We start from the raw sequence: 20,043 nt of genomic DNA, 5'->3' as shown, positions 1-20,043 counted from the left end.
CTGAATCCTGATCTAAATCAAAGAAATAGAGCATGATGCCGGAAACGGCGCACACTTTTCGGCATCATGCTCTAGGAACACAGGCCTAAGGAACACAGGGGAGAGAGAAATGACTGGACTGACGCTGAAGGATATCCGCAAATCTTACGGTTCCGTGGACGTTCTCCATGGTATCGACCTCGATATCAAGCAGGGCGAATTCATCGTCTTCGTCGGTCCGTCCGGCTGTGGCAAGTCCACGCTTCTGCGCATGATCGCCGGTCTCGAGGCGATCACCGGCGGTGAGATGTATATCGACGGCCATCTCGTCAATGACGTGCCGCCCTCCAAGCGCGGCATCGCCATGGTCTTCCAGTCCTATGCGCTCTACCCGCATATGACCGTGTTCGACAACATGGCTTTCGGCATGAAGATCGCCGGCGAAAGCAAGCAGGAAATCGACCGCCGGGTCCGGGCGGCGGCCGAGAGCCTGCAGCTGACCAAATATCTTGATCGCCTGCCGAAGGCGCTTTCCGGCGGTCAGCGCCAGCGCGTGGCGATCGGCCGGGCCATCTGCCGCGATCCGAAGGTCTTCCTCTTCGACGAGCCGCTCTCCAACCTCGATGCCGCTCTGCGCGTCGCGACCCGCATCGAGATCGCCCGTCTGAACGAACAGATGGCCGATACGACGATGATCTACGTGACCCACGACCAGGTCGAGGCAATGACGCTCGCCGATCGCATCGTCGTTCTCTCAGCCGGCAATATCGAGCAGGTCGGCGCGCCGCTGGACCTCTACGAGCGCCCGGCAAACCTCTTCGTCGCGAAATTCATCGGCTCGCCGGCGATGAACATCATTCCGGCGACGGTCGCCGGAACCGGAAGCCAGACGACGGTGACGCTGACCGGCGGCATGTCGGTGACCCTTGATGTGGCGACCGACGCGTCGGAAATGGGCAAGCAGGCAAGCTTCGGCGTTCGTCCGGAGGATCTCCGGGTTGCCGATGGCGGCGACTACCTTTTCGAAGGTGAAGTGTCGATCGTAGAAGCGCTCGGTGAAGTGACGTTGCTTTATATCGAGGGCCTGGTTCCGGGCGAGCCGATCGTCGTCAAGCTGCCCGGCATCTATGATGTGAAGAAGGGGCAGAGGATGCGGTTTGCAGCCGACAGGCAGAAGTTGCATCTCTTTGACGCAACCGGCCATACCTACCGGAAGTGAGGCGGCCATTTTTGGGGTGATGGCCCCAAGAATTGTGCGGGACGGGCCTAATTCTCACTTTCTGTTAAAGATCGGCTGCTACCTTTTCCTCGTCAATTTATGAGGGGGATAAGCAGGTGGCCGCTTCCAATCCGTCACAGCCAAAATCTCATTTCCTGAGCAAGGAAGAATCCTTCATGTATGACCGCGAGGCGCGGTTCAAGATGGAGGACACCATGAACGCCGCGCGCATCGAATATACGGAAAAGGGCGTCATGCATGCGGCTTCGCGCCGCTGCGACATTGTCCGGATTTCGATGAGCAGCGCGACGCTCGCAATCCTGACCCAGTTCAGCCTGCCGAAGCAGTTCTATCTGGATATTCCGGATGCCCGCATCACCAAGGTCGGCTGCCTGCTGATGAAGGTCAACGCCAACAATACGATCGACGTCCGCTTCCTGCGCCTGCTGACGCAGAAGGAGCTGAACAAGATCTTCGTCTACAGCACCCATCCGGCGCACCGCGACTACGTTCTCGATATTCGAGCCTAAAGCCGCGCGTCCGCCAGGACGTGTGAATGGCTCACTACTTCAGTAAGCCGGATTGAAATCAAAAACCCGCGGGTGCTTCATGCTCCCCGCGGGTTTTTGTTTGCCAGAAGCCACCCACTCAGTGGTGGAAGAGCACGCTTGCACCCTGGTCCGAAGGTCCGACGGCGCGGCGGAACGGCGCGAAGAGTTCGCGGCCCATGCCGAATTCATTGTCGGAGAGATCGACGGTCACCGGCTCCCGCTCGGCCAAATCAGCCGCATCGACGAGCAGCTCGAGCGTGCCCTTGATCGCGTCCAGCCGAATGATGTCGCCCTCGCGGATGCGGGCGATAGGACCGCCGTCGACCGCTTCCGGCGTGACGTGGATCGCTGCCGGCACTTTGCCGGATGCACCGGACATGCGCCCGTCGGTGAGGAGCGCCACGCGGAAGCCGCGATCCTGCAACACGCCGAGCGGCGGCGTCAGCTTGTGCAGTTCCGGCATGCCGTTCGCCTTCGGGCCCTGGAAGCGCACGACGGCGATGAAATCGCGGTTGAGCTTGCCTTCCTTGAAAGCGTCCTGCAGCTCCTGCTGGCTGTGGAAGATGATCGCCGGCGCCTCGATGATGTGGCGTTCCGGCTTGACGGCGGATATCTTGATGACCGCCTTGCCGAGATTGCCGCGCAGCATCTTCAGCCCGCCATTCGCCTGGAACGGCGTCTCGATGCTGGAGAGCACTTTGGGATCGACGCTTTTTTCCGGCGACGGCTCGCGCAGGACGGCACCGTTTTCACCGAGACGGGCATCGACCGTATAGGCTTGGAGACCCTGGCCGAAGACCGTGCGCACGTCGTCATGCACCAGTCCGTGCTTCAAGAGTTCCTTGATGAGGAAACCCATGCCGCCGGCCGCCTGGAAATGGTTCACGTCGGCAAGGCCGTTCGGGTAGACGCGGGCAAGCAGCGGGACGATTTCCGAAAGCTCGGCGATGTCCTGCCAGGTGAGCTGGATGCCGGCCGCCCGCGCCATGGCGACGAGGTGCAGCGTATGATTGGTCGAACCGCCGGTCGCATGCAGGCCGACGACGCCGTTGACGACCGAGCGCTCGTCGATCATTTCGCCCGCCGGCGTGAATTCGTTGCCGAGTGCGGTGATCGCCAGCGCCCGCTTGGCGGCTTCACGCGTCAGCGCTTCACGCAACGGCGTGCCGGGATTGATGAAGGACGAGCCGGGCATGTGGAAGCCCATGATCTCCATCAGCATCTGGTTGGAATTGGCGGTGCCGTAGAAGGTGCAGGTGCCGGGGCCGTGATAGGATTTCGATTCCGCCTCCAGCAGTTCGGCGCGTCCGACCTTGCCCTCGGCGAAAAGCTGGCGCACGCGCGACTTCTCATCGTTCGGCAGGCCTGTGGTCATCGGACCGGCCGGAACGAAGATCGACGGCAGGTGCCCGAAGGACAGGGCAGCGATCACCAGGCCGGGCACGATCTTGTCGCAGACGCCGAGGAAGAGGGCGGCATCGAACATATTATGCGACAGGCCGACGCCCGCCGACATGGCGATCAGGTCGCGCGAGAAGAGCGAGAGCTCCATGCCCGGCTGTCCCTGGGTGACGCCGTCGCACATCGCCGGCACGCCGCCGGCCACCTGCGCCACGCCGCCTGCTTCGGCTGCCGCCTCGCGGATGATTGCCGGATAGGTCTCGAATGGCTGGTGGGCAGAGAGCATGTCGTTATAGGCGGTGATGATGCCGAGATTGGGGATGCGGTCGCCGGCGAGCGCATCCTTGTCGGCGGGGGAACAGACCGCGAAGCCATGGGCAAGATTGGCGCATCCGAGCACCGAGCGCGCGACACCCTTGGAAGCGGCGGCGCGCAGGCGTTCCAGGTAGCGCTCGCGGCTTGGCTTCGAGCGTTCGACGATGCGATCGGTGATCGCAGAAATGCGTGCGTGAGCGGACATGGAAAATCCCTGCCTTGTTCGTTGTCTCTATCTGTTTCGGCGGCTCTGGCCTGAATCTCAATCCGGATGACGGCTGATCAGGGAGCCCAGTAGATCTCGACCGGGGAAGTGGCCCGGCGCAGAACGGCGCGGATCGGCATTTCTGCCTCGTCACCGCTGCCTTCCGCCTTGGCGAGAACGTCTTTTTTGCCTTCGCCCTCAATATGGAGAACCAGGAGTGCGGCATCCTCAAGACTGGAGAAGGTGAAGGTCAGGCGCGGCTCGCCGGCTCCTTCCGCTTCCATGGTGATGATGCCGCGCGGCGTCGATGCATCGAGCGCTTTGGCAAGATTGCTGCCGCCGGGAAAGAACGAGGCCGTGTGGCCGTCGCCGCCCATGCCGAGGATGACGGTGTCGAAGGGGGAGCTGATCGCCTTGGTCTTCTCGGTCGCGAGCGAGGCTGCCTCCTCCACCGAAGCCACGTCCTGATAGAGCGGCAGGAAGTGTGCCGCCTTTGCCTTGTTCTGCAGCAGATTGGCGTCGACCAGCAAATGGTTCGAGCGCGCATTGTCGGCCGGCACGAAGCGTTCGTCGACAAGGGTGATCGTCACCTTGTCCCAGGCGATGTCGCGCGTCGAAAGCACCTGGAAGAAGGCCTTCGGCGTGGAGCCGCCGGAAACGGCGATGGACGCCGTTCCACGAGCGGCGATCGCCGCCGAAAGCGTATCCGCGACCTTGTCGGCGAGGCTGCCGGCGAGGTCTGCGGCGCTGGCGAAGGAATGCAGGGTCGATGCCATCGGTTTCGTCCTAGATCTCGTCATGCCAGGTACGGCCGTCGCGCTCGATCAGCGCGATGGCCTGGCTCGGGCCCCAGGTGCCGGCCGTATAGCCCTGCACCTGCTGGCCGGTCGTTTCCCAACCCTTGAGGATCGGATCCACCCATTTCCATGCGGCTTCGACTTCATCGCGGCGCATGAACAAGGTCTGGTTGGAGCGGATCACGTCCATCAGCAGGCGCTCGTAGGCGTCGGGATTGCGGACGTTGAAGGCCTGGGCGAAGCTCATGTCGAGCGACACGTTGCGCAGGCGCATGCCGCCCGGGCCCGGATCCTTGATCATCAGCGACTGCTTGACGCCCTCATCCGGCTGCAGGCGGATGATCAGCTGGTTGGCAACGATGCGCCCGGCCGCCTGGTCGAAGATTGCATGCGGGATCGGCTTGAAGGTGATGACGATCTCCGACATGCGCCCGGTCAGGCGCTTGCCGGTGCGGATGTAGAAAGGAACGCCCGCCCAGCGCCAGTTGTTGATCTCGGCCTTGATGGCAACGAAGGTCTCGGTATTCGACACGCCGCCTTCGAGCTCTTCGAGGTAGCCCTTGACCGGGCCGCTGCCCGATGCGCCGGCGCGATACTGGCCGCGAACCGTCGCCTGCTCGACGTTTGAGGCATTGAGCGGCTTCAGCGCGCGCAGCACTTTCAGCTTCTCGTCGCGAACGGCTTCCGAATCCATCGACGAGGGTACTTCCATCGCCGTCAGGCAGAGCAGCTGCAGGATGTGGTTCTGCACCATGTCGCGGAGCGCGCCAGCCGTATCGTAATAGCCGGCGCGGCCTTCGAGGCCGACCGATTCAGCCACGGTGATTTGCACGTGGTCGATGTAGTTGGCGTTCCACAATGGCTCATAGAGCGCGTTGGCAAAACGCAGCGCCATCAGGTTCTGCACCGTCTCCTTGCCGAGATAATGGTCGATGCGGAAGATCTGTTCTTCCTTGAAGGCACGGCCGATCGTGTCGTTGAGCTGCAGCGCCGAGGCGAGGTCGCGGCCGATCGGCTTCTCGACGACGATGCGGGTCGATTTGGTGATCAGCTTGTGGTCATGGATCTTCTGCGAGATGTCGCCGAAGATGCCCGGAGCGACGGCGAGATAGAAGGCGCGCACGCGATCCTTGCCTTCGTCGAGCAGCTTCTTCAGCTGATCCCAGCCGGCATCCGTGCGGGCGTCGACCGAGACGTAGTAAAGGCGGGCACAGAATTTCTCCACCTCCGCCTCGTCGTATTCACCCTTCTTCAGGTGCTCGTTCAGCGCGTCCTTGGCGAATTTGCGGTATTCCTCGTGCGTCAACGGGCTGCGCGAGGCGCCGATCACGCGTGTCGGTTCCGAAAACTGGCCTTCGATCTGGCGATGATACAGCGCGGGCAGAAGCTTGCGTTCTGCAAGGTCGCCGCTGCCGCCGAAGACGACATAATCAAAGGGCTCAACGGGAATGATTTGGCTGCTCATGAGCTTGTCTCTCAATCAGGCTGGTTGGCGGCCCTTTTAATCTAATCGATTTAAAAAAGCCAGTGTGCAGTGCAATGAATCTCTCAGGAACCGGTTTTAGAGCGAATTTCCGGAAGAGGAAATCCGCAATCGGACTAAAACTTGTCGCGAAGCGCAAACCACGACAAGGCGAGGAAAAGCAACGGGGCGCGCATGCGGGCCCCGCCGGGAAAGGCGGGAATATCGAGCGATGTGAACAGGTCGAGATCGCCGGATTTTCCAAGCACCGTTTCCGCGTAGAGCTTGCCACAGTAGTTTGACAGCATGACGCCATGGCCGGAATAACCGCCGATCGAGATGACCCCGGGCATGACCTCGCGCACGAAGGGCTGACGCGGCATGGTGATGCCGACGCTGCCGCCCCAGGCATGGGTGATGTCAATGTTCTTCAGGTCAGGATAGATCTCGGCGATCTGCCGGCGGATGTGCTGCGAAATGTCCCGCGGATTGTCCGACGTATAGGCCTCGCGTCCGCCGAACAGCAGGCGGCCGTCCCCGAATTTGCGGAAGTAGCGCACGACGAAGCGCGAATCGGCCACAGCCTCGCCCCCCGGCAGCACACCGGGATGCCCATCGAGCGGCGCCGTGGCGCCGATGAAGGAGCGGATTGGCATGACATGGCTTGCCGTCACCGGTTCGAGGCCGTCGATATAGCCGTCGCAGGCGATCAGCGCGCGCTCAGTGGTGATCGTTCCCCTTTCGGTTTCGATCGTCACCTTGCCGCCGCCCTGGCGGATCGCCGTTGCCTTGGTCATCTCGAAGATTTCAGCACCGGCATTGGCAGCGACCCGCGCGAGCCCGACCAGCAGCTTCAGCGGATGGATGTGGCCGGTGCCGACATCGCGCACGCCGCAATGGAAACGCTTCGAGCCGAGCCTGTCCTGCGTTTCCTTCTCGTCCATGAAGCGCAGATGCGGATAGTCGTAGCGGAAGGCGGCGATCTCGGCATTTTCGTAATAGGCGCGTTTGTAGCTCGCCTTATGTGCGACGTTGAGCTGGCCGGGTACATAGTCGATCTCGATCTGATGCTCGCGGGCGAAATCGATGAGATGGCGCTTGGCCGCCTCGGCAAGATCGAACAGCGCCTTCGAGCGTTCGTAGCCGATCTTCTCCTCGAGTTCTTCCGGCCACCATCGCTGGCCAGTGCCGAGTTGGCCGCCATTGCGCCCGGACGCCCCGTCGCCGAAGCGGCAGGCCTCGATCAGGACCACCGAAACGCCTGATTTGGCAAGATTATAGGCGGCCTGCAGGCCGGTATAGCCGCCGCCGACGATGGCGACGTCACATGTTCTCGAGCCGTCGAGAGCGGCATAGGTCGGCCGCTCCCCGACGGTTGCCTGATACCAGGATAGCCCCGGCGCGATCGGGCTCTGCCATGTCTCCTGCGATGCCATGATAGTCGCTCACACGTTGAGCAGAAGGAATTCCCGCTCCCAGGGGCTGATCACCTGCATGAAGGTCTCGAACTCGCCGCGCTTGACGCCGGCATAAAGGCCGATGAACTGCTTGCCGAACATTTCCTCGAAAGCGGGTTCGTCCTCGAGCAGCGCCACGGCCTCCAGCAGGCCGCGCGGCAGGTCGATCGAGCCCTCATTGGCCGAATCCTCGGTCGGCGCCGTCGGCTCGATCTCCTTCATGATGCCGAGCAGGCCGGAGGCGAGCGAGGCGGCGAGTGCGAGATAGGGGTTGGCGTCCGAGCTCGGCAGCCGGTTTTCCACGCGCCGCGCCTGTGGATCGGAAACCGGAACGCGGAAAGCCGTCGTCCGGTTGTCGTAGCCCCAGGCATTGTTGACGGGGCAGGACATATCCGGCTGCAAGCGCCGGTAGGAATTCACATAGGGCGCAAGCATCGCCATCGCACTCGGCACGAATTTCTGCATGCCGCCGATGAAATGGAAGAATTCTTTTGAAGCCGATCCGTCGGGATTGGAGAAGATGTTCTTGCCCGTCTCGATATTGACCACCGACTGATGGATATGCATCGCCGAACCCGGCTGACCCTGCATCGGCTTGGCCATGAATGTCGCGTAGATGTCGTGCTTCAGCGCCGCCTCGCGGATCGTTCGCTTGAACAGGAACACCTGGTCGGCAAGTTCGATCGGATTGCCGTGGCGCAGGTTGATCTCGAGCTGCGCCGGTCCCTCTTCGTGGATCAGCGTATCGATCTCCAGCCCCTGCTTCTCCGAGAAATGATAGACGTCGTCGATCAGCTCGTCGAACTCATTGATGCCGGCGATCGAATAGCCCTGACCGCCGAGGATCGAGCGGCCGGACCGGCCTTTGGGCGGGTGCAGCGGATAGTCGGGATCGTCGTTCTTGGCGACGAGATAGAATTCGATCTCGGGCGCCACGATCGGTTTCCAGCCGCGCTCGTGATAAAGACTCATGATGCGCTTCAGCACGTTGCGCGGCGTATAGGGCACTTCGCCGCCGTCCGAATCGACGATATCGCAGATCACCTGCGCCGTCGGGTCGGTCTCCCAGGGCACGACCGAAAGCGTCGAAAGGTCGGGCATCAGCTTCAGGTCGCTGTCGCGCGGCTCGTAGCGGAAGCTCTCCGTCTCGTCGGGATATTCGCCCGATATCGTATGCCGGTAGATTGCCGAAGGCAGTGCCAGCGACGTGTTCGAGGTGAATTTCGAGCTCGGCATCATCTTGCCGCGCGCAACGCCGGCAAGGTCCGGCGTGATGCATTCGATGTCTTCGATGCCTCTGTCCCTCAGCCACCGCGCTGCTTCCTTCCAGTTCGCAACGCCACGCAGGGATCCGGGTTCCGGGGGAGTTTTCTTCGAGGCGGGTACGTTTCTGGCAGGTTTCAGCGTCGTCTTTTTTGGGGACATGACACACCGGTTTGTGTTGATCGTGGCACCATCATAACCAGACTTTGCCAATTGGCGAGGGGTGGCAAACGTTGACTTTCGCCCTTTGATGGAAAAAGAAGACGTGATTTTGATCGGGGAAACGGATTTGCAGCGCAAAAGCGACGTCATCGTCATCGGCGCCGGGGCGGCGGGCATGATGGCGGCCATTGGCGCGGGAAAACGCGGTCGCTCGGTCGTGGTCCTCGACCATGCCAAGGCGCCTGGCGAGAAGATCCGCATATCGGGCGGCGGCCGCTGCAATTTCACCAATATCCATGCCGGACCGAAGAATTTCCTCTCCGCCAACCCGCATTTCTGCAAATCGGCGCTCGCCCGTTTCACACCTGCCGATTTCATCGCCATGGTCGACCGTCATGGCATTGCCTGGCACGAAAAGACGCTCGGCCAGCTTTTCTGCGACGATAGCGCCAAAGACATCATCCGCATGCTGCTGGCCGAGATGCGTATGGCCGGTGCAATGCTGCATCTCGGCACCGAGATATCAGGTGTCGAAAAGACCGAAGTCGGCTTCCGCGTATCGACCGGCGAAGGTCATTATGAAGCGGTATCGCTGATCGTCGCCGCCGGGGGCAAGTCGATCCCGAAGATGGGTGCCACCGGCTTTGCCTATCGCCTCGCCGAGCAATTCGGCTTGGCCGTGCTCGAAACCCGGCCCGGCCTCGTGCCGCTGACGCTCGATCCCGGCCTGCTGGAAAGCATCGCCCCGCTTGCCGGCATCGCCGCCCCGGCAGAAATTCGCCATGGCAGGACCGGCTTCCGCGAGGCGCTGCTGTTCACCCATCGCGGGCTGAGCGGCCCGGCCATCCTGCAGATTTCTTCCTATTGGCGCGAGGGCGACGAGATCGTGGTCGCCATCGAACCGGATATCGATATTGCGGCGCATTTGAAGACGGCAAAGCAGCTCAATGGCCGCCAGTCGCCGCAGACAGCCCTTGGCGACATCCTGCCGAAGCGGCTGGCACAATTTCTCGTCGAACGCGAAAAGATTTCCGGCAACATGGCCGACCTGCCAGACAAGGCGCTGCTGCGTCTTGCCGCTGGCGTCCAGAATTGGGCGGTCAAACCGTCCGGCTCGGAAGGTTATCGCACCGCCGAAGTGACGCTCGGCGGCATCGACACGGCAGCGCTCGATTCCCGCAGCATGGAAGCAAAAGCAGTGCCCGGCCTTTATTTCATCGGTGAATGCGTCGACGTCACCGGCTGGCTTGGCGGCTATAATTTCCAGTGGGCCTGGGCCTCCGGTTTTGCCGCCGGTGAATGGGCCTGATGCATGTCGCCCAAAAGTACGCAGCGGTTTTGAGATAACGACATACATGAAGCCGAGGAGCACAGCGCTGATCAGAAAGCAAGACCTAAAGCGCGTCGCATGATTCCGATTCAACGCGACGTGCTTTAGAAAAGCCGATTCAAGACTTTTTAATAGAGGTGCGCCATCCTGTCTCAATTGGCGGTTTGCAAGGTCGTTCCTAAATTAAGCTTTACCGGCAAGCCGATTTGTTGGATTGTTGTTGTGTTAGAGAGAAGTGAGGTTTCGACCATGACCAGAAACACACGACGCGCCCGCGCCATCGCAATTGCCGAGGCAAAGCCGAACGCTCGAATGGTCGCCCTGCGTTATCTGATGCTTGCCGCTGGCGCCACCGCCGCCAGCATCGCGCTGCTGCTCTCGCACTTCATCTGATCCCGTCCGCAGATCTGGAATGAACGTTGCGACGTGACTATTGTCGCGCCGCGGCGTCGCGGCCCATAATTTGCAACTATTTCACTGCCTTGGCTTAACCCGCCATAACAGCTTATCCGAAAATTAATATCTAATCTGACACAATTGCTCGCGAATATTTGGGCATCTCCAAGTTGTTTGGACATGAACTGGCAATGACTGCCGCCTGGCCTCCGGGTTCCCCAATGTAATTAAGAATAGCTCGATGTGCACCCGGCTGGCGCCATGTGGCTGCCTGCGGGAGGAGTGGTGTATGAAAGGCCCGGAACGCCATGTTGATTGACAAGATTCTTTCCCGTTTCAGGATCAAGACGAAAGTCCTGATCTTCGTTCTGCCTTTCGTCGTCACCATTTCGGCGGTGGGCCTGACGGGCCTCTACGCTTCGGGGCTGCTGCAGGGCCGCATGGAAATATCCAACAGCGTGCTGCAGTCGCTCAGCGGCTTCAAAGATCTCTATGGTTCGATGGACGATTTCCTGCGCGTCACCAGCCCTGAGGCGCGCGACAAGCTGCTCGCGGATCTGAAGACTCAGCAAGGCGTGCTCGACCAGACGCTGAACCAGGTCGGTGATGAGGCCGCCGGTCGCGACAGCCTTGCGGAGGCATCGCGCCGCACCAAGGACATTTCGGGAGTCGTTGACAAGCTCTGGGCGCTGCACGAGCAGGAGCGGGCATTGCATGAGCAGATCGATGCAGCGCAGAAGAGCGTGATCAGCACCCGCTTCACCGTGTCCTATCAGGCCGAGGAATTGCAGAGCACAGTCCAGAGCGACGAGAGCGCCGCCACCAGCACCCTTCGCACGGCCGACCGCCTGTTGAAGGGCGGCGATTTTCTCGGCACCGTCGCCAGCGGCTTCAGCAAGCCGCAGACACCGCAGGACAAGATCGCCTTCATCAACGAACAGATGCCGGAGATCATCAAATCGCAGCGTCTGATCGCCATCTCGGTTCCGAGCAATCAGAAGAATGTCATCGACGCCCTGGCTGCGACCATCGACGGAATCAAGGCGATCGTCCAGACGCCCAATCCGACCGACGAGACCGCCACCGAACTCGGCCGCCTGGTTTCGCGCTTCCGCCAGACCTCGACCTATACGCAGCTGACCGCCACGCAGAAAATGCGTGACGCGACCCAGGAATTCGCCGCGCTCGACGGCCGGATTGCCCAGGCCAACTCGGTCCTGCAGGATACGAGGCGTCTCGAAAATTCCGTCTATTCGCTGCAGATCGTTCTTTCCGACTTTCTCGCCGACTCCAGCAAGGAAAATCTCGTGCGTCTGCAGCAGCAGGCCGGCACGCTCGGCAAGGACATGCAGGTACTGATCACCAGCGCCAAGGGCATGGGTTTTGCCGAAGGCATATCAGGCGCGATCCAGCCGGCGCTCGACATCATCTCCGGCGGCGGCTCGAAGATCGTCGACACGATCGGCGAGCGCGTCACCGCCTATGCTGCCGCCCGCCAGGAGCTCGACCAGATCTGGAAAAAGCTGACTGATTTCGCCGAGCTGCAGAAGCAGACGGCCGGCACCGAGCGCACCCAGGCAAACAGCATCTCCGTCATGACCACCGGTCTCGGCATCCTGTTGTCGATCCTCGGCGGCATTGCCCTGGTGCTGACGCTGCAGCGCCCGATCAGCCATATCACCGCCGCCATGCGCCGCATCGCCGAAGGGGCGCTGGATACCAGCATCTCCGGCGAGCAGCGCCACGATGAAATCGGCGACATGGCCCGCGCGCTCGGCATCTTCAAGGAAAACGCCATCTCGAAGATCCGCATCGAGGAGCAGAGCGACGAGGAACGCGCCGCGGCCGAACATGAGCGCCAGCGCAACGACGCCGAAAAGCGCGAGATGGATCGTCAGATCGAATTTGCGGTCAACGCGCTCGCCGCCGGCCTCGAACGCATGTCGCAGGGTGATATCTCGACGACGATCGAAACGCCCTTCATCGGCCGTCTCGAACAGCTGCGCCAGGATTTCAACGGTTCGATGATGCGCCTGCAGGCGACGATGAGCCAGATCCGCGACAATGTCGAACTGATCCAGGGCAACGGCAACCAGATGGCCCAGTCCGCCGAGGACCTCTCCAAGCGCACCGAACAGCAGGCTGCCTCGCTCGAAGAGACCGCGGCCGCCGTCGATGAAATCACCGTCACGGTCCGTTCGTCGGCTGAACGCGCCAAGGATGCCGACCAGATCGTCCGCCAGGCCAAGCGCAGCGCCGACGATTCCGCCGTCGTCGTCAGCAATGCGATCGACGCGATGGGCCGCATCGAGGATGCCTCGCGCCAGATCGAGCAGATCATTGGCGTCATCGACGAGATCGCCTTCCAGACCAACCTCCTGGCGCTCAACGCCGGCATCGAGGCGGCGCGCGCCGGTGAAGCCGGCAAGGGCTTCGCGGTGGTTGCGATGGAGGTCCGCGAACTGGCCCAGCGCTCCGCCGCCGCGGCGCAGGAGATCAAGGGGCTGATCAACAAGTCGACCAACGAGGTCAATTCCGGCTCGCAATTCGTGCAGGAGACCGGCACGGTGCTCGCCAAGATCAGCGCCCAGATCGTCACGATCAGCCAGCATGTCGAGATGATTGCCCGCGCGAGCCACGACCAGTCCAACGCGCTGCAGAGCGTCAACGCGACCGTCAACCAGATGGACCAGATGACGCAGCAGAACGCCGCCATGGTGGAGGAAACAACCGCCGCCAGCCGCGAACTGGCCGACGAGGCCGATTCGCTGCGCCGGCTCATCCAGCAGTTCAAGATCGACGGTGAAGCCACCGGTGCGCCGGTCTACCGCGCCGCCTGATCATCGATCGATCCGTCTTCATGCGAACGGCCCCGGACTTTCCGGGGCCGTTTTTCTTTATTCTGCAAAACAGTGCCTCGATTGAGAACATTTGAACGATGGAAGAATAGCTCGAATGCCGGGGCAGCCTATCACGCCGGGATAATCGAAAAACGCCTGGAAACGAGGCGATGAATATCTCCGACAGCCATGATTTGCGGAGAATCTTCCTTAACGCTTTTAGTCTAATTTAACCTTGGTTTATCTCCCGGGGGTCTCGATGCTGCGCCTTTTCTCTACGTCGATCGTACGCCAGATCGTTGCGATCACGCTGTTTCTGCTGGCCATCAGCACGGCCGCCATCGTCGGCGTGACCTATTACAATCTGAGCCATCAGGTCATGGACGGGGCCGTCTCCGACGCGAAGGACGCCGCCCGTGCGATGGCTGTCCTCTACGGCGCGGCTGATCAGGCTGCAAAGATCGAACTGAAAGACAATCAGCTCTCCGCCGTCACCGAAGACGCCATTCCTGCCCTTGCCGATCATTCGCTGGTTGACCGCACCGCGCAGTCGATCGCCGGCGTTGCGACCATCTTCCAAAAGCAGGGTGGCGACTACGTCCGCATATCCACAAACGTCAAGAAGGAAAACGGCGACCGCGCCGTCGGCACCAAGCTGGTCGCCGAGCACCCGGCCCAGCCGGTTCTCGCCAGGGGTGAAGCCTATTACGGACCGGCGGAGCTTTTCGGCCGCAAGTTCATGACCGGTTATTTCCCGATCAAGAACGCCTCGAACGCCAATGTCGGCATTCTCTTCATCGGTATTCCGATGGAGCTCTATTACCAGCGCATGTATGATCTGCAGATGCTGGTTCTCGGCGTTGGCGCCATCGTCATGCTCATCGTCGGCGTTCTCGCCTTCTATGCGATCCGCCTGTCGGTGAAGCCTTTGCAGGCGCTGACGACGAGCGTCCACTCGATTTCCGCGGGCGATCTCGAGGGAGCGATTCCCTGTATCGAAAAGAAGAACGAGTTCGGCGACATCGGCCGGGCTCTGGCGCTTTTCCGCGACAGCGCCCGCGCAAGGCGCGATCTGGAGACCCAGGCCGCCGAACAGCGCGCCTTGAGCGATGCCGAACGCGCCAGGAACGATGCCGACAAGCGCTCGCTCGACGGCCAGATCGATTTTGCCGTCAACCAGCTTGCCGCCGGCCTCGGGCGCCTGTCGCAGGGCGACGTCTCGCAGACGATCGGCACGCCTTTCGTCGGCCGGTTGGAGCAGTTGCGCGTTGATTTCAACGCTTCTCTTCTGCGGCTCCAGGACACGCTTTCCGGCATCCGCGACAGCGCCTCGAGCATCCAGCGCAACAGCGGCGCCGTCTCCGCCTCTGCCGGCGAGCTTTCGAAACGCACCGAGGCGCAGGCGGCGAGCCTTGAGGAGACTGCGGCCGCGGTGGAAGAGATCACCGTGACGGTTCGTTCGTCCGCCGAGCGTGCCCGTGAGGCCAACAATGTCGTGGCCGCGACCAAGAAGACGGCCGACAATTCCGGCGCCGTCGTCGGCGATGCGGTCGCCGCCATGGATCGCATCGAGCAGGCTTCGCAGCGTATCGAGCAGATCATCGAGGTGATCGACGACATTGCCTTCCAGACCAATCTTCTGGCGCTGAATGCCGGCATCGAAGCGGCGCGCGCGGGCGAGGCGGGTAAGGGTTTTGCCGTCGTCGCCCAGGAAGTCCGCGAACTCGCCCAGCGCTCGGCCGATGCGGCGCGCGAGATCAAGTCGTTGATCGAGACATCGAGCCGGGAAGTGACGGCAGGGTCCGAACTGGTCCAGAAGACCGGCAGCGTCCTTGCCTCGATCAGCCAGGAGATCATCGCAATCAGCGGCCATGTCGAAACCATCGCGACGGCCAGCCGCGATCAGTCGGCCGCGCTGCAGGAAGTCAACGGTTCGGTCAACGCCATGGACCAGATGACCCAGAAGAACGCGTCGATGGTTGCCGAGACGACGCAGGCAAGCCGCCTGCTCGCCGGCGAGGCCGACACGCTGATGGCGCTGATCGAGCGTTTCCGCATCGTCGCAGAATCCGCACCGGCTCATCTCGGGGCAAGAAAAGTCGCCTGAACCGCGCAGCCGCAGCTGCCACGGGATTGCGCCGTGGCCTTGCGGTGCCTCCCCAGGTTGAGATCGAGCGACGTCAGCCAGGCGGCGAAGCCAATGAGGCTGCTGTTTCCGAACTCGGCATAGAATCTATCCTCGTCCGCCCTGCAACAGCGTCGCTTGGGAGAGTGCCGATAGCCGATGGTACCTGCAATGGTGATCATGTCGATCATGACGATGTCCTTTCCTATGTAAGCCATCACCTGATCTAGGCATCGAATTTCTCTTTATAAACGGGAAAAATCCCGCTATGTTTTTCATTAATGAAAAATGCGAATTGGGATTCCTATCAGCTTTTCCTGCAGGTCGCCCGGCTCGGCGGGTTGACGGGAGCAAGCACCGCAAGCGGGCTTAGTCCTGCAACCGTCGGCCGGCGCATGCTCGATCTCGAACAGGAGATCGGCCGTGCATTGTTTGTCCGCAGCCAGACCGGATACCGACTGACCCCGGATGGTCAGGCGCTGCTCGATCACCTTCAGGAAATGGAAGCCGCCGCCCGCAAGGTCGAGGCGTGGCGGCAATCCGGCGAGGGCGGCACGACCGTCAGGATTGCCGCCGGCACCTGGGTCGCCTGGCTGCTGACGGAGAATTTCGCCGCAATCCGCATGCCGGGCGATGCCTTTGCCATTTCGCTCACCATCGGCGAGGCGCGGGCGAGCCTTGCCTATCGCGAGAGCGATATCGGTATTCGCGCCTTCGAGCCTGAGGAGGCCAATCTCGCCGCACGTCAGCTTGGGGAGGTGGCCTATGCCGTCTATATCAGACGCAACGCTGCCGAGAGCGACGAGCGCTGGATTGCAGTCGCCGAGGAAGAGGCGATATCGGCCTATCTGCGCTGGCCGCACGCCAAGGCCGCGACGGGGATCGTCGCCACCGTCAATCGGCCGCGTTCGCTGCCGGATCTGGTGCGCGCCGGCGCCGGCAAGACCGTGCTTCCCTGTTTCGTCGGCGATCTCCACCCCGAATTGCAGCGGCAGGGCGGCGAGTTGCCAGAATTGCGCCACCGGCAATGGATCGTCATGAATGCAGAGGATCGTCATCGCCCGGAGATCCGCACGGTCGCCGACCGCATGACCAAGCTCATCAAAAGTTATGCCGATCTCTTCGCCGGAAAACGACCGAGCCGCGGCTAGTGCATGTCACCCAGAACTGTGCAGCGGTTTTGGCGCCACGACATGCATCAAATAGAGACGTAAAGCGCCGCGCACCCGATAGGTCGCGCGGCGATTGAAGAAGCGGGCCGACTTCGCCGGCCCGCCAACGGTCGGCTTTTCGTCAATGCCGGTTGGTGACGACGATGGGGATCAGTAGGTCGCCCCAGTTGCCGTCGCCGCCGTGATGACGGGCCGAGCGCACCAGTTCGACCGAGACGCCGGCCTCGACAGCTTTCATGACCGATTGGTTCAGCCGATGCAGGTCGTTGGCGAGCATGCGGATCGTCGTCTGCTGATCCTCGCTCATGCTGCTTGCCTGCTCCTCGGCCCGTTCCCTGACGCGTGTGATGGATGCCATGATCATCTCCTCCTCTTCGAGTTATTCCGCAGCCGGTTTGAACTGCGCATGTTCGGTCGAGCCGTGCATCGCCGTGGTCGAAGACCGGCCGCCGGTGATGGCGAGCGACACGGCGTCGAAATAGCCGGTGCCGACCTCGCGCTGGTGTTTGGTCGCGGTATAGCCATTGACCTCGGCGGCGAATTCCGCCTGCTGCAGCTCGGAATAGGCCGACATCTGCCGTTGCCGGTAGCCGCGCGCCAGTTCGTACATGCCGTAGTTCAGCTGGTGGAAGCCGGCGAGCGTGATGAACTGGAACTTGTAGCCCATCGCGCCGAGTTCGCGCTGGAACCGCGCAATCGTCGCCTCGTCGAGATTCTTCTTCCAGTTGAAGGAAGGCGAGCAATTATAGGCGAGCAGCTTGCCGGGATGCACCTTGTGCACGCCTTCGGCAAAGCGCCGCGCCTGATCGAGGTCCGGCTTCGAGGTCTCGCACCAGATGAGATCGCAATGCGGCGCATAGGCGACGGCACGCGCGATGCAGGGTTCGATGCCGTTTCGCACCTGATAGAAGCCTTCAACCGTGCGGCCGGCATCATAGTCGACGAAGGGCTGGTCGCGCTCGTCGATGTCTGACGTCAGCAGCTTTGCCGCTTCCGCGTCGGTGCGGGCGATGACGAGCGTCGCAACGCCCATGACGTCGGCGGCAAGCCGCGCGGCGTCGAGATTGCGGATATGGGCGGCCGTCGGGATCAGCACTTTGCCGCCGAGATGGCCGCATTTCTTCTCCGAAGCGAGCTGGTCCTCGAAGTGAACGCCCGCGGCACCCGCCTCGATATAGGCCTTCATGATTTCGAAGGCGTTAAGTGGTCCGCCGAAGCCTGCTTCCGCATCGGCAACAATCGGTGCGAACCAGGTCTCGACGGAAAGTCCCTGGGCTTCCGAGGTCTCGATCTGATCGGCGCGCTGCAGCGTGCGGTTGATGCGTTTGGCAAGCTCCGGACCGGCATTGGCCGGATAGAGAGACTGGTCGGGATACATCGCGGATGCCGTATTGGCGTCGGCCGCCACCTGCCAGCCGGAGAGGTAGATCGCCTTCAACCCGGCGCGCACCATCTGCATGGCCTGGTTGCCGGAAAGTGCGCCGAGCGCATTGACGAAATCCTCCTGGTGCAGAAGCTGCCACAACCGGTCCGCCCCCATTTCGGCCAGCGAATGGCGCAGCGCCACCGAGCCTCTGAGCCGCCGCACGTCATCGGCCGAGTAAGGTCTCTCGATGCCGTCGAAACGATCAGCTGGTGCGTTTGGAACAAGCTTGTAAAAATCCGTCATGCTGCTCTCCTTGCTAAAAAGCCCGACAAAAGTGCTGCATGACAAGATTGACAATATGAGCCGATATGGCCAGAAAAACCTTTGATTTCTTGCTTGGAAAGAGGTTAAGATGACGAGGATTGACAGAGCGGCGCTGTGAATTTGTAAAATTTTGTAAATACAGCGCTCCTTCCTTGTCAAAGGGTGTGACATGGCGGAACGAAAGATATTCGCAGGCCCGAAAGTCAGGCGCATCCGCAATGCGCTGGCGCTGACGCAGACCGCCATGGCCGAAGCGCTTGAAATATCACCGTCCTACCTGAACCTGATCGAGCGCAACCAGCGTCCGTTGACGGTGCAGCTCCTTCTCAAACTTGCAAGCGTCTATAGAGTCGATCTGGAGGAATTGCGGGGGCAGACCGGCGGCAGTCTCGACCAGCTCAAGGAGATCTTTGTCGATCCGCTGCTGTCGGGCGAGTTGCCGGGCGATCAGGAATTGGTGGAGGTGGCCGAGGCAGCACCCAATGCCGCGAGCGGCATGATCAAGCTCTATCGCGCCTATCGCGAGCAGGCGGCAAGGCTGTCCGATCTGACGGCGCTGATGGTGGCGGAAGGACATGCACCGGTCGCTGCCGGCCGGTTGCCGTTGGACGAGGTGCGCGAGACGCTGGAGCGCAGGTCTGGTTATTTCGGACGGATCGAGACGGCGGCGGAAGCCTTTGCCGCAACGCTCCCCGGCGGCCTCGATCTTGCTGCCGGGCTGAAGGATTGGCTGCGTTCCGAGCGCGGCATCGCGGTGCGTGTCCTGCCCGTCCACGTGATGCCGGATCTGCGCCGCCGTTTCGATCGCCATTCGATGCGGCTTTTCATCTCGGAGCGCCTGTCACAGGCCGACCGCGCGCATGAGATATCAATCGAAGCTGCGACCCTTGCTTTGCTGCCGGCAATCGATGCCGAGCTCGCCGATCTCTCGCTCTCCTCCGCCGAGGCACGCCGCATCGCCCGTTTCGAGCTTGCCCGCATCGCCGCACTGGCGCTTGCAATGCCCTACGAGGCCTTTCTTTCGGCCGCCAAGGCAACGCGCTACGATATCGACATTCTGCGTGCACGCTTCGGCGTCTCCTTTGGCCATGCCGCCGCGCGCCTTGCCATGCTGCAGCGTCCGGGAGCGGCCGCCATTCCCTTCTTCCTGATCGAGATCGATGCCGCTGGCCACCGGCTGCGCCGGGCAGGCGCCCAGGGCTTTCCGCAGGCCCGTTTCGGCGGCGGCTGTCCGAAGCTCAATATCCATGCCGCCTTCCTGCAGCCGGGCCAGATCCTCGCCGAAACGGTGGTCATGCCGGACGGGGCATCCTTCCTGACGGTCGCCCGCACCCTGGAGGGACCGAGCGTCGAATTCGGCGAAAGGGTCAGGCGCACCGCGATCCTGATCGGCTGCGACGCTGCCCTTGGCGAGGGTGTGGTCTATGGGCAGGCGATGGCGCTTGATCCGGTCACGATCGGCCCGGCCTGTCGCCTTTGCGAGCGGCGCGGCTGCCTTTCGCGGGCCGAGCCGCCGGTGACGAGACCGCTCGGGCTCGATGAGATGGTGGCGGGGCTCAGCGCCTTCGATTTCCAGTGATTGCGAAATCATTGAGGGCGCAGGATTTTGCGCTTGTGGGCTGTGAAATTCCTTCTTAGTCTGCGTGGAAAACCAGAGGGAAAAGATGTCCGGGGGTGCG

General features: G+C 61.8%; 16 protein-coding genes. 8 read left to right on the top strand and 8 right to left on the bottom strand.

Annotation, left to right across the window (positions count from 1 at the left end):
• Positions 1 to 109: 109 nt before the first annotated feature.
• Positions 110 to 1,198: an ABC transporter ATP-binding protein gene (locus BS629_RS09215; protein ID WP_018244844.1), complete on the top strand. Its 1,089-nt coding sequence runs from the start codon at positions 110 to 112 to the stop codon at positions 1,196 to 1,198.
• A 176-nt stretch (positions 1,199 to 1,374) separates the two neighbouring features.
• Positions 1,375 to 1,728, top strand: coding sequence for a hypothetical protein (locus BS629_RS09210; RefSeq protein WP_018445791.1), 354 nt, complete (start codon positions 1,375 to 1,377; stop codon positions 1,726 to 1,728).
• A 118-nt stretch (positions 1,729 to 1,846) separates the two neighbouring features.
• Here the strand turns inward: BS629_RS09210 and edd are convergent, their stop codons facing one another.
• The 5 genes from edd to BS629_RS09185 all read right to left on the bottom strand — a co-directional run bounded on the left by edd (position 1,847) and on the right by BS629_RS09185 (position 8,811).
• Positions 1,847 to 3,670 carry a phosphogluconate dehydratase gene (gene edd / locus BS629_RS09205; RefSeq protein WP_018244845.1) on the bottom strand — a complete coding sequence of 608 codons (1,824 nt, stop codon included), beginning with the start codon at positions 3,668 to 3,670 and terminating at the stop codon, positions 1,847 to 1,849.
• Positions 3,671 to 3,747: 77 nt separating this feature from the next.
• Positions 3,748 to 4,446: a 6-phosphogluconolactonase gene (gene pgl / locus BS629_RS09200; protein WP_018244846.1), complete on the bottom strand. Its 699-nt coding sequence runs from the start codon at positions 4,444 to 4,446 to the stop codon at positions 3,748 to 3,750.
• 10 nt (positions 4,447 to 4,456) lie between these two features.
• A complete protein-coding gene (zwf, locus tag BS629_RS09195; protein WP_018244847.1) occupies positions 4,457 to 5,932 on the bottom strand; it encodes a glucose-6-phosphate dehydrogenase in 1,476 nt (491 codons plus the stop codon).
• 134 nt (positions 5,933 to 6,066) lie between these two features.
• Positions 6,067 to 7,365, bottom strand: coding sequence for an NAD(P)/FAD-dependent oxidoreductase (locus BS629_RS09190; RefSeq protein WP_018244848.1), 1,299 nt, complete (start codon positions 7,363 to 7,365; stop codon positions 6,067 to 6,069).
• Between the two features lie 9 nt (positions 7,366 to 7,374).
• Entirely contained in the window at positions 7,375 to 8,811 is a 1,437-nt protein-coding gene (locus BS629_RS09185; protein ID WP_018244849.1) for a glutamine synthetase family protein, read from the bottom strand.
• Positions 8,812 to 8,899: 88 nt separating this feature from the next.
• On the opposite strand from BS629_RS09185, the gene BS629_RS09180 reads away from it, so the two are divergent.
• The 4 genes from BS629_RS09180 (at position 8,900) to BS629_RS09170 (ending at position 15,484) form a co-directional block, all read left to right on the top strand.
• Entirely contained in the window at positions 8,900 to 10,120 is a 1,221-nt protein-coding gene (locus BS629_RS09180) for a BaiN/RdsA family NAD(P)/FAD-dependent oxidoreductase (RefSeq protein WP_026188628.1), read from the top strand.
• A gap of 270 nt (positions 10,121 to 10,390) precedes the next feature.
• The gene (locus BS629_RS39150) at positions 10,391 to 10,534 is read left to right on the top strand and encodes a hypothetical protein (RefSeq protein ID WP_003556626.1); all 144 of its coding nucleotides are present in this window, start codon (positions 10,391 to 10,393) and stop codon (positions 10,532 to 10,534) included.
• Between the two features lie 311 nt (positions 10,535 to 10,845).
• Positions 10,846 to 13,377: a methyl-accepting chemotaxis protein gene (locus BS629_RS09175; protein WP_018244851.1), complete on the top strand. Its 2,532-nt coding sequence runs from the start codon at positions 10,846 to 10,848 to the stop codon at positions 13,375 to 13,377.
• 259 nt (positions 13,378 to 13,636) lie between these two features.
• Positions 13,637 to 15,484, top strand: coding sequence for a methyl-accepting chemotaxis protein (locus BS629_RS09170; RefSeq protein WP_026188629.1), 1,848 nt, complete (start codon positions 13,637 to 13,639; stop codon positions 15,482 to 15,484).
• Here BS629_RS09170 and BS629_RS09165 read toward each other — a convergent pair.
• On the bottom strand, positions 15,457 to 15,693 hold the full coding sequence (locus BS629_RS09165; RefSeq protein ID WP_018244853.1) for a hypothetical protein: 237 nt from the start codon (positions 15,691 to 15,693) through the stop codon (positions 15,457 to 15,459). The two genes, BS629_RS09170 and BS629_RS09165, sit on opposite strands and share 28 nt — an antisense overlap.
• Before the next feature lie 90 nt (positions 15,694 to 15,783).
• On the opposite strand from BS629_RS09165, the gene BS629_RS09160 reads away from it, so the two are divergent.
• Positions 15,784 to 16,653, top strand: coding sequence for a LysR family transcriptional regulator (locus BS629_RS09160; protein WP_018244854.1), 870 nt, complete (start codon positions 15,784 to 15,786; stop codon positions 16,651 to 16,653).
• Between the two features lie 142 nt (positions 16,654 to 16,795).
• Here the strand turns inward: BS629_RS09160 and BS629_RS09155 are convergent, their stop codons facing one another.
• Entirely contained in the window at positions 16,796 to 17,032 is a 237-nt protein-coding gene (locus BS629_RS09155; RefSeq protein ID WP_018244855.1) for an SMc00767 family acetate metabolism repressor, read from the bottom strand.
• Between the two features lie 21 nt (positions 17,033 to 17,053).
• Positions 17,054 to 18,343, bottom strand: coding sequence for an isocitrate lyase (gene aceA / locus BS629_RS09150; RefSeq protein ID WP_018244856.1), 1,290 nt, complete (start codon positions 18,341 to 18,343; stop codon positions 17,054 to 17,056).
• A gap of 190 nt (positions 18,344 to 18,533) precedes the next feature.
• On the opposite strand from aceA, the gene BS629_RS09145 reads away from it, so the two are divergent.
• A complete protein-coding gene (locus BS629_RS09145; RefSeq protein ID WP_018244857.1) occupies positions 18,534 to 19,943 on the top strand; it encodes a helix-turn-helix domain-containing protein in 1,410 nt (469 codons plus the stop codon).
• Positions 19,944 to 20,043 lie beyond the last annotated feature (100 nt).

The sequence above is a fragment of the Rhizobium leguminosarum bv. viciae USDA 2370 genome, assembly GCF_002008365.1.
Taxonomy (GTDB): Bacteria; Pseudomonadota; Alphaproteobacteria; order Rhizobiales; family Rhizobiaceae; genus Rhizobium; species Rhizobium leguminosarum.
The sequence above is the reverse complement of the archived record's forward strand: the minus strand, read 5'-3'. Positions and strand labels throughout refer to the sequence as shown.

What these genes read in the sequence shown, in the direction of transcription:
- BS629_RS09215 (WP_018244844.1), top strand. Translation starts at nt 110, where the DNA reads ATGACTGGACTGACGCTGAAGGATATCCGCAAATCTTACGGTTCCGTG.
- BS629_RS09210 (WP_018445791.1), top strand. Translation starts at nt 1,375, where the DNA reads ATGTATGACCGCGAGGCGCGGTTCAAGATGGAGGACACCATGAACGCC.
- edd (WP_018244845.1), bottom strand. Translation starts at nt 3,670, where the DNA reads ATGTCCGCTCACGCACGCATTTCTGCGATCACCGATCGCATCGTCGAA.
- pgl (WP_018244846.1), bottom strand. Translation starts at nt 4,446, where the DNA reads ATGGCATCGACCCTGCATTCCTTCGCCAGCGCCGCAGACCTCGCCGGC.
- zwf (WP_018244847.1), bottom strand. Translation starts at nt 5,932, where the DNA reads ATGAGCAGCCAAATCATTCCCGTTGAGCCCTTTGATTATGTCGTCTTC.
- BS629_RS09190 (WP_018244848.1), bottom strand. Translation starts at nt 7,365, where the DNA reads ATGGCATCGCAGGAGACATGGCAGAGCCCGATCGCGCCGGGGCTATCC.
- BS629_RS09185 (WP_018244849.1), bottom strand. Translation starts at nt 8,811, where the DNA reads ATGTCCCCAAAAAAGACGACGCTGAAACCTGCCAGAAACGTACCCGCC.
- BS629_RS09180 (WP_026188628.1), top strand. Translation starts at nt 8,900, where the DNA reads ATGGAAAAAGAAGACGTGATTTTGATCGGGGAAACGGATTTGCAGCGC.
- BS629_RS39150 (WP_003556626.1), top strand. Translation starts at nt 10,391, where the DNA reads ATGACCAGAAACACACGACGCGCCCGCGCCATCGCAATTGCCGAGGCA.
- BS629_RS09175 (WP_018244851.1), top strand. Translation starts at nt 10,846, where the DNA reads ATGTTGATTGACAAGATTCTTTCCCGTTTCAGGATCAAGACGAAAGTC.
- BS629_RS09170 (WP_026188629.1), top strand. Translation starts at nt 13,637, where the DNA reads ATGCTGCGCCTTTTCTCTACGTCGATCGTACGCCAGATCGTTGCGATC.
- BS629_RS09165 (WP_018244853.1), bottom strand. Translation starts at nt 15,693, where the DNA reads ATGATCGACATGATCACCATTGCAGGTACCATCGGCTATCGGCACTCT.
- BS629_RS09160 (WP_018244854.1), top strand. Translation starts at nt 15,784, where the DNA reads ATGAAAAATGCGAATTGGGATTCCTATCAGCTTTTCCTGCAGGTCGCC.
- BS629_RS09155 (WP_018244855.1), bottom strand. Translation starts at nt 17,032, where the DNA reads ATGGCATCCATCACACGCGTCAGGGAACGGGCCGAGGAGCAGGCAAGC.
- aceA (WP_018244856.1), bottom strand. Translation starts at nt 18,343, where the DNA reads ATGACGGATTTTTACAAGCTTGTTCCAAACGCACCAGCTGATCGTTTC.
- BS629_RS09145 (WP_018244857.1), top strand. Translation starts at nt 18,534, where the DNA reads ATGGCGGAACGAAAGATATTCGCAGGCCCGAAAGTCAGGCGCATCCGC.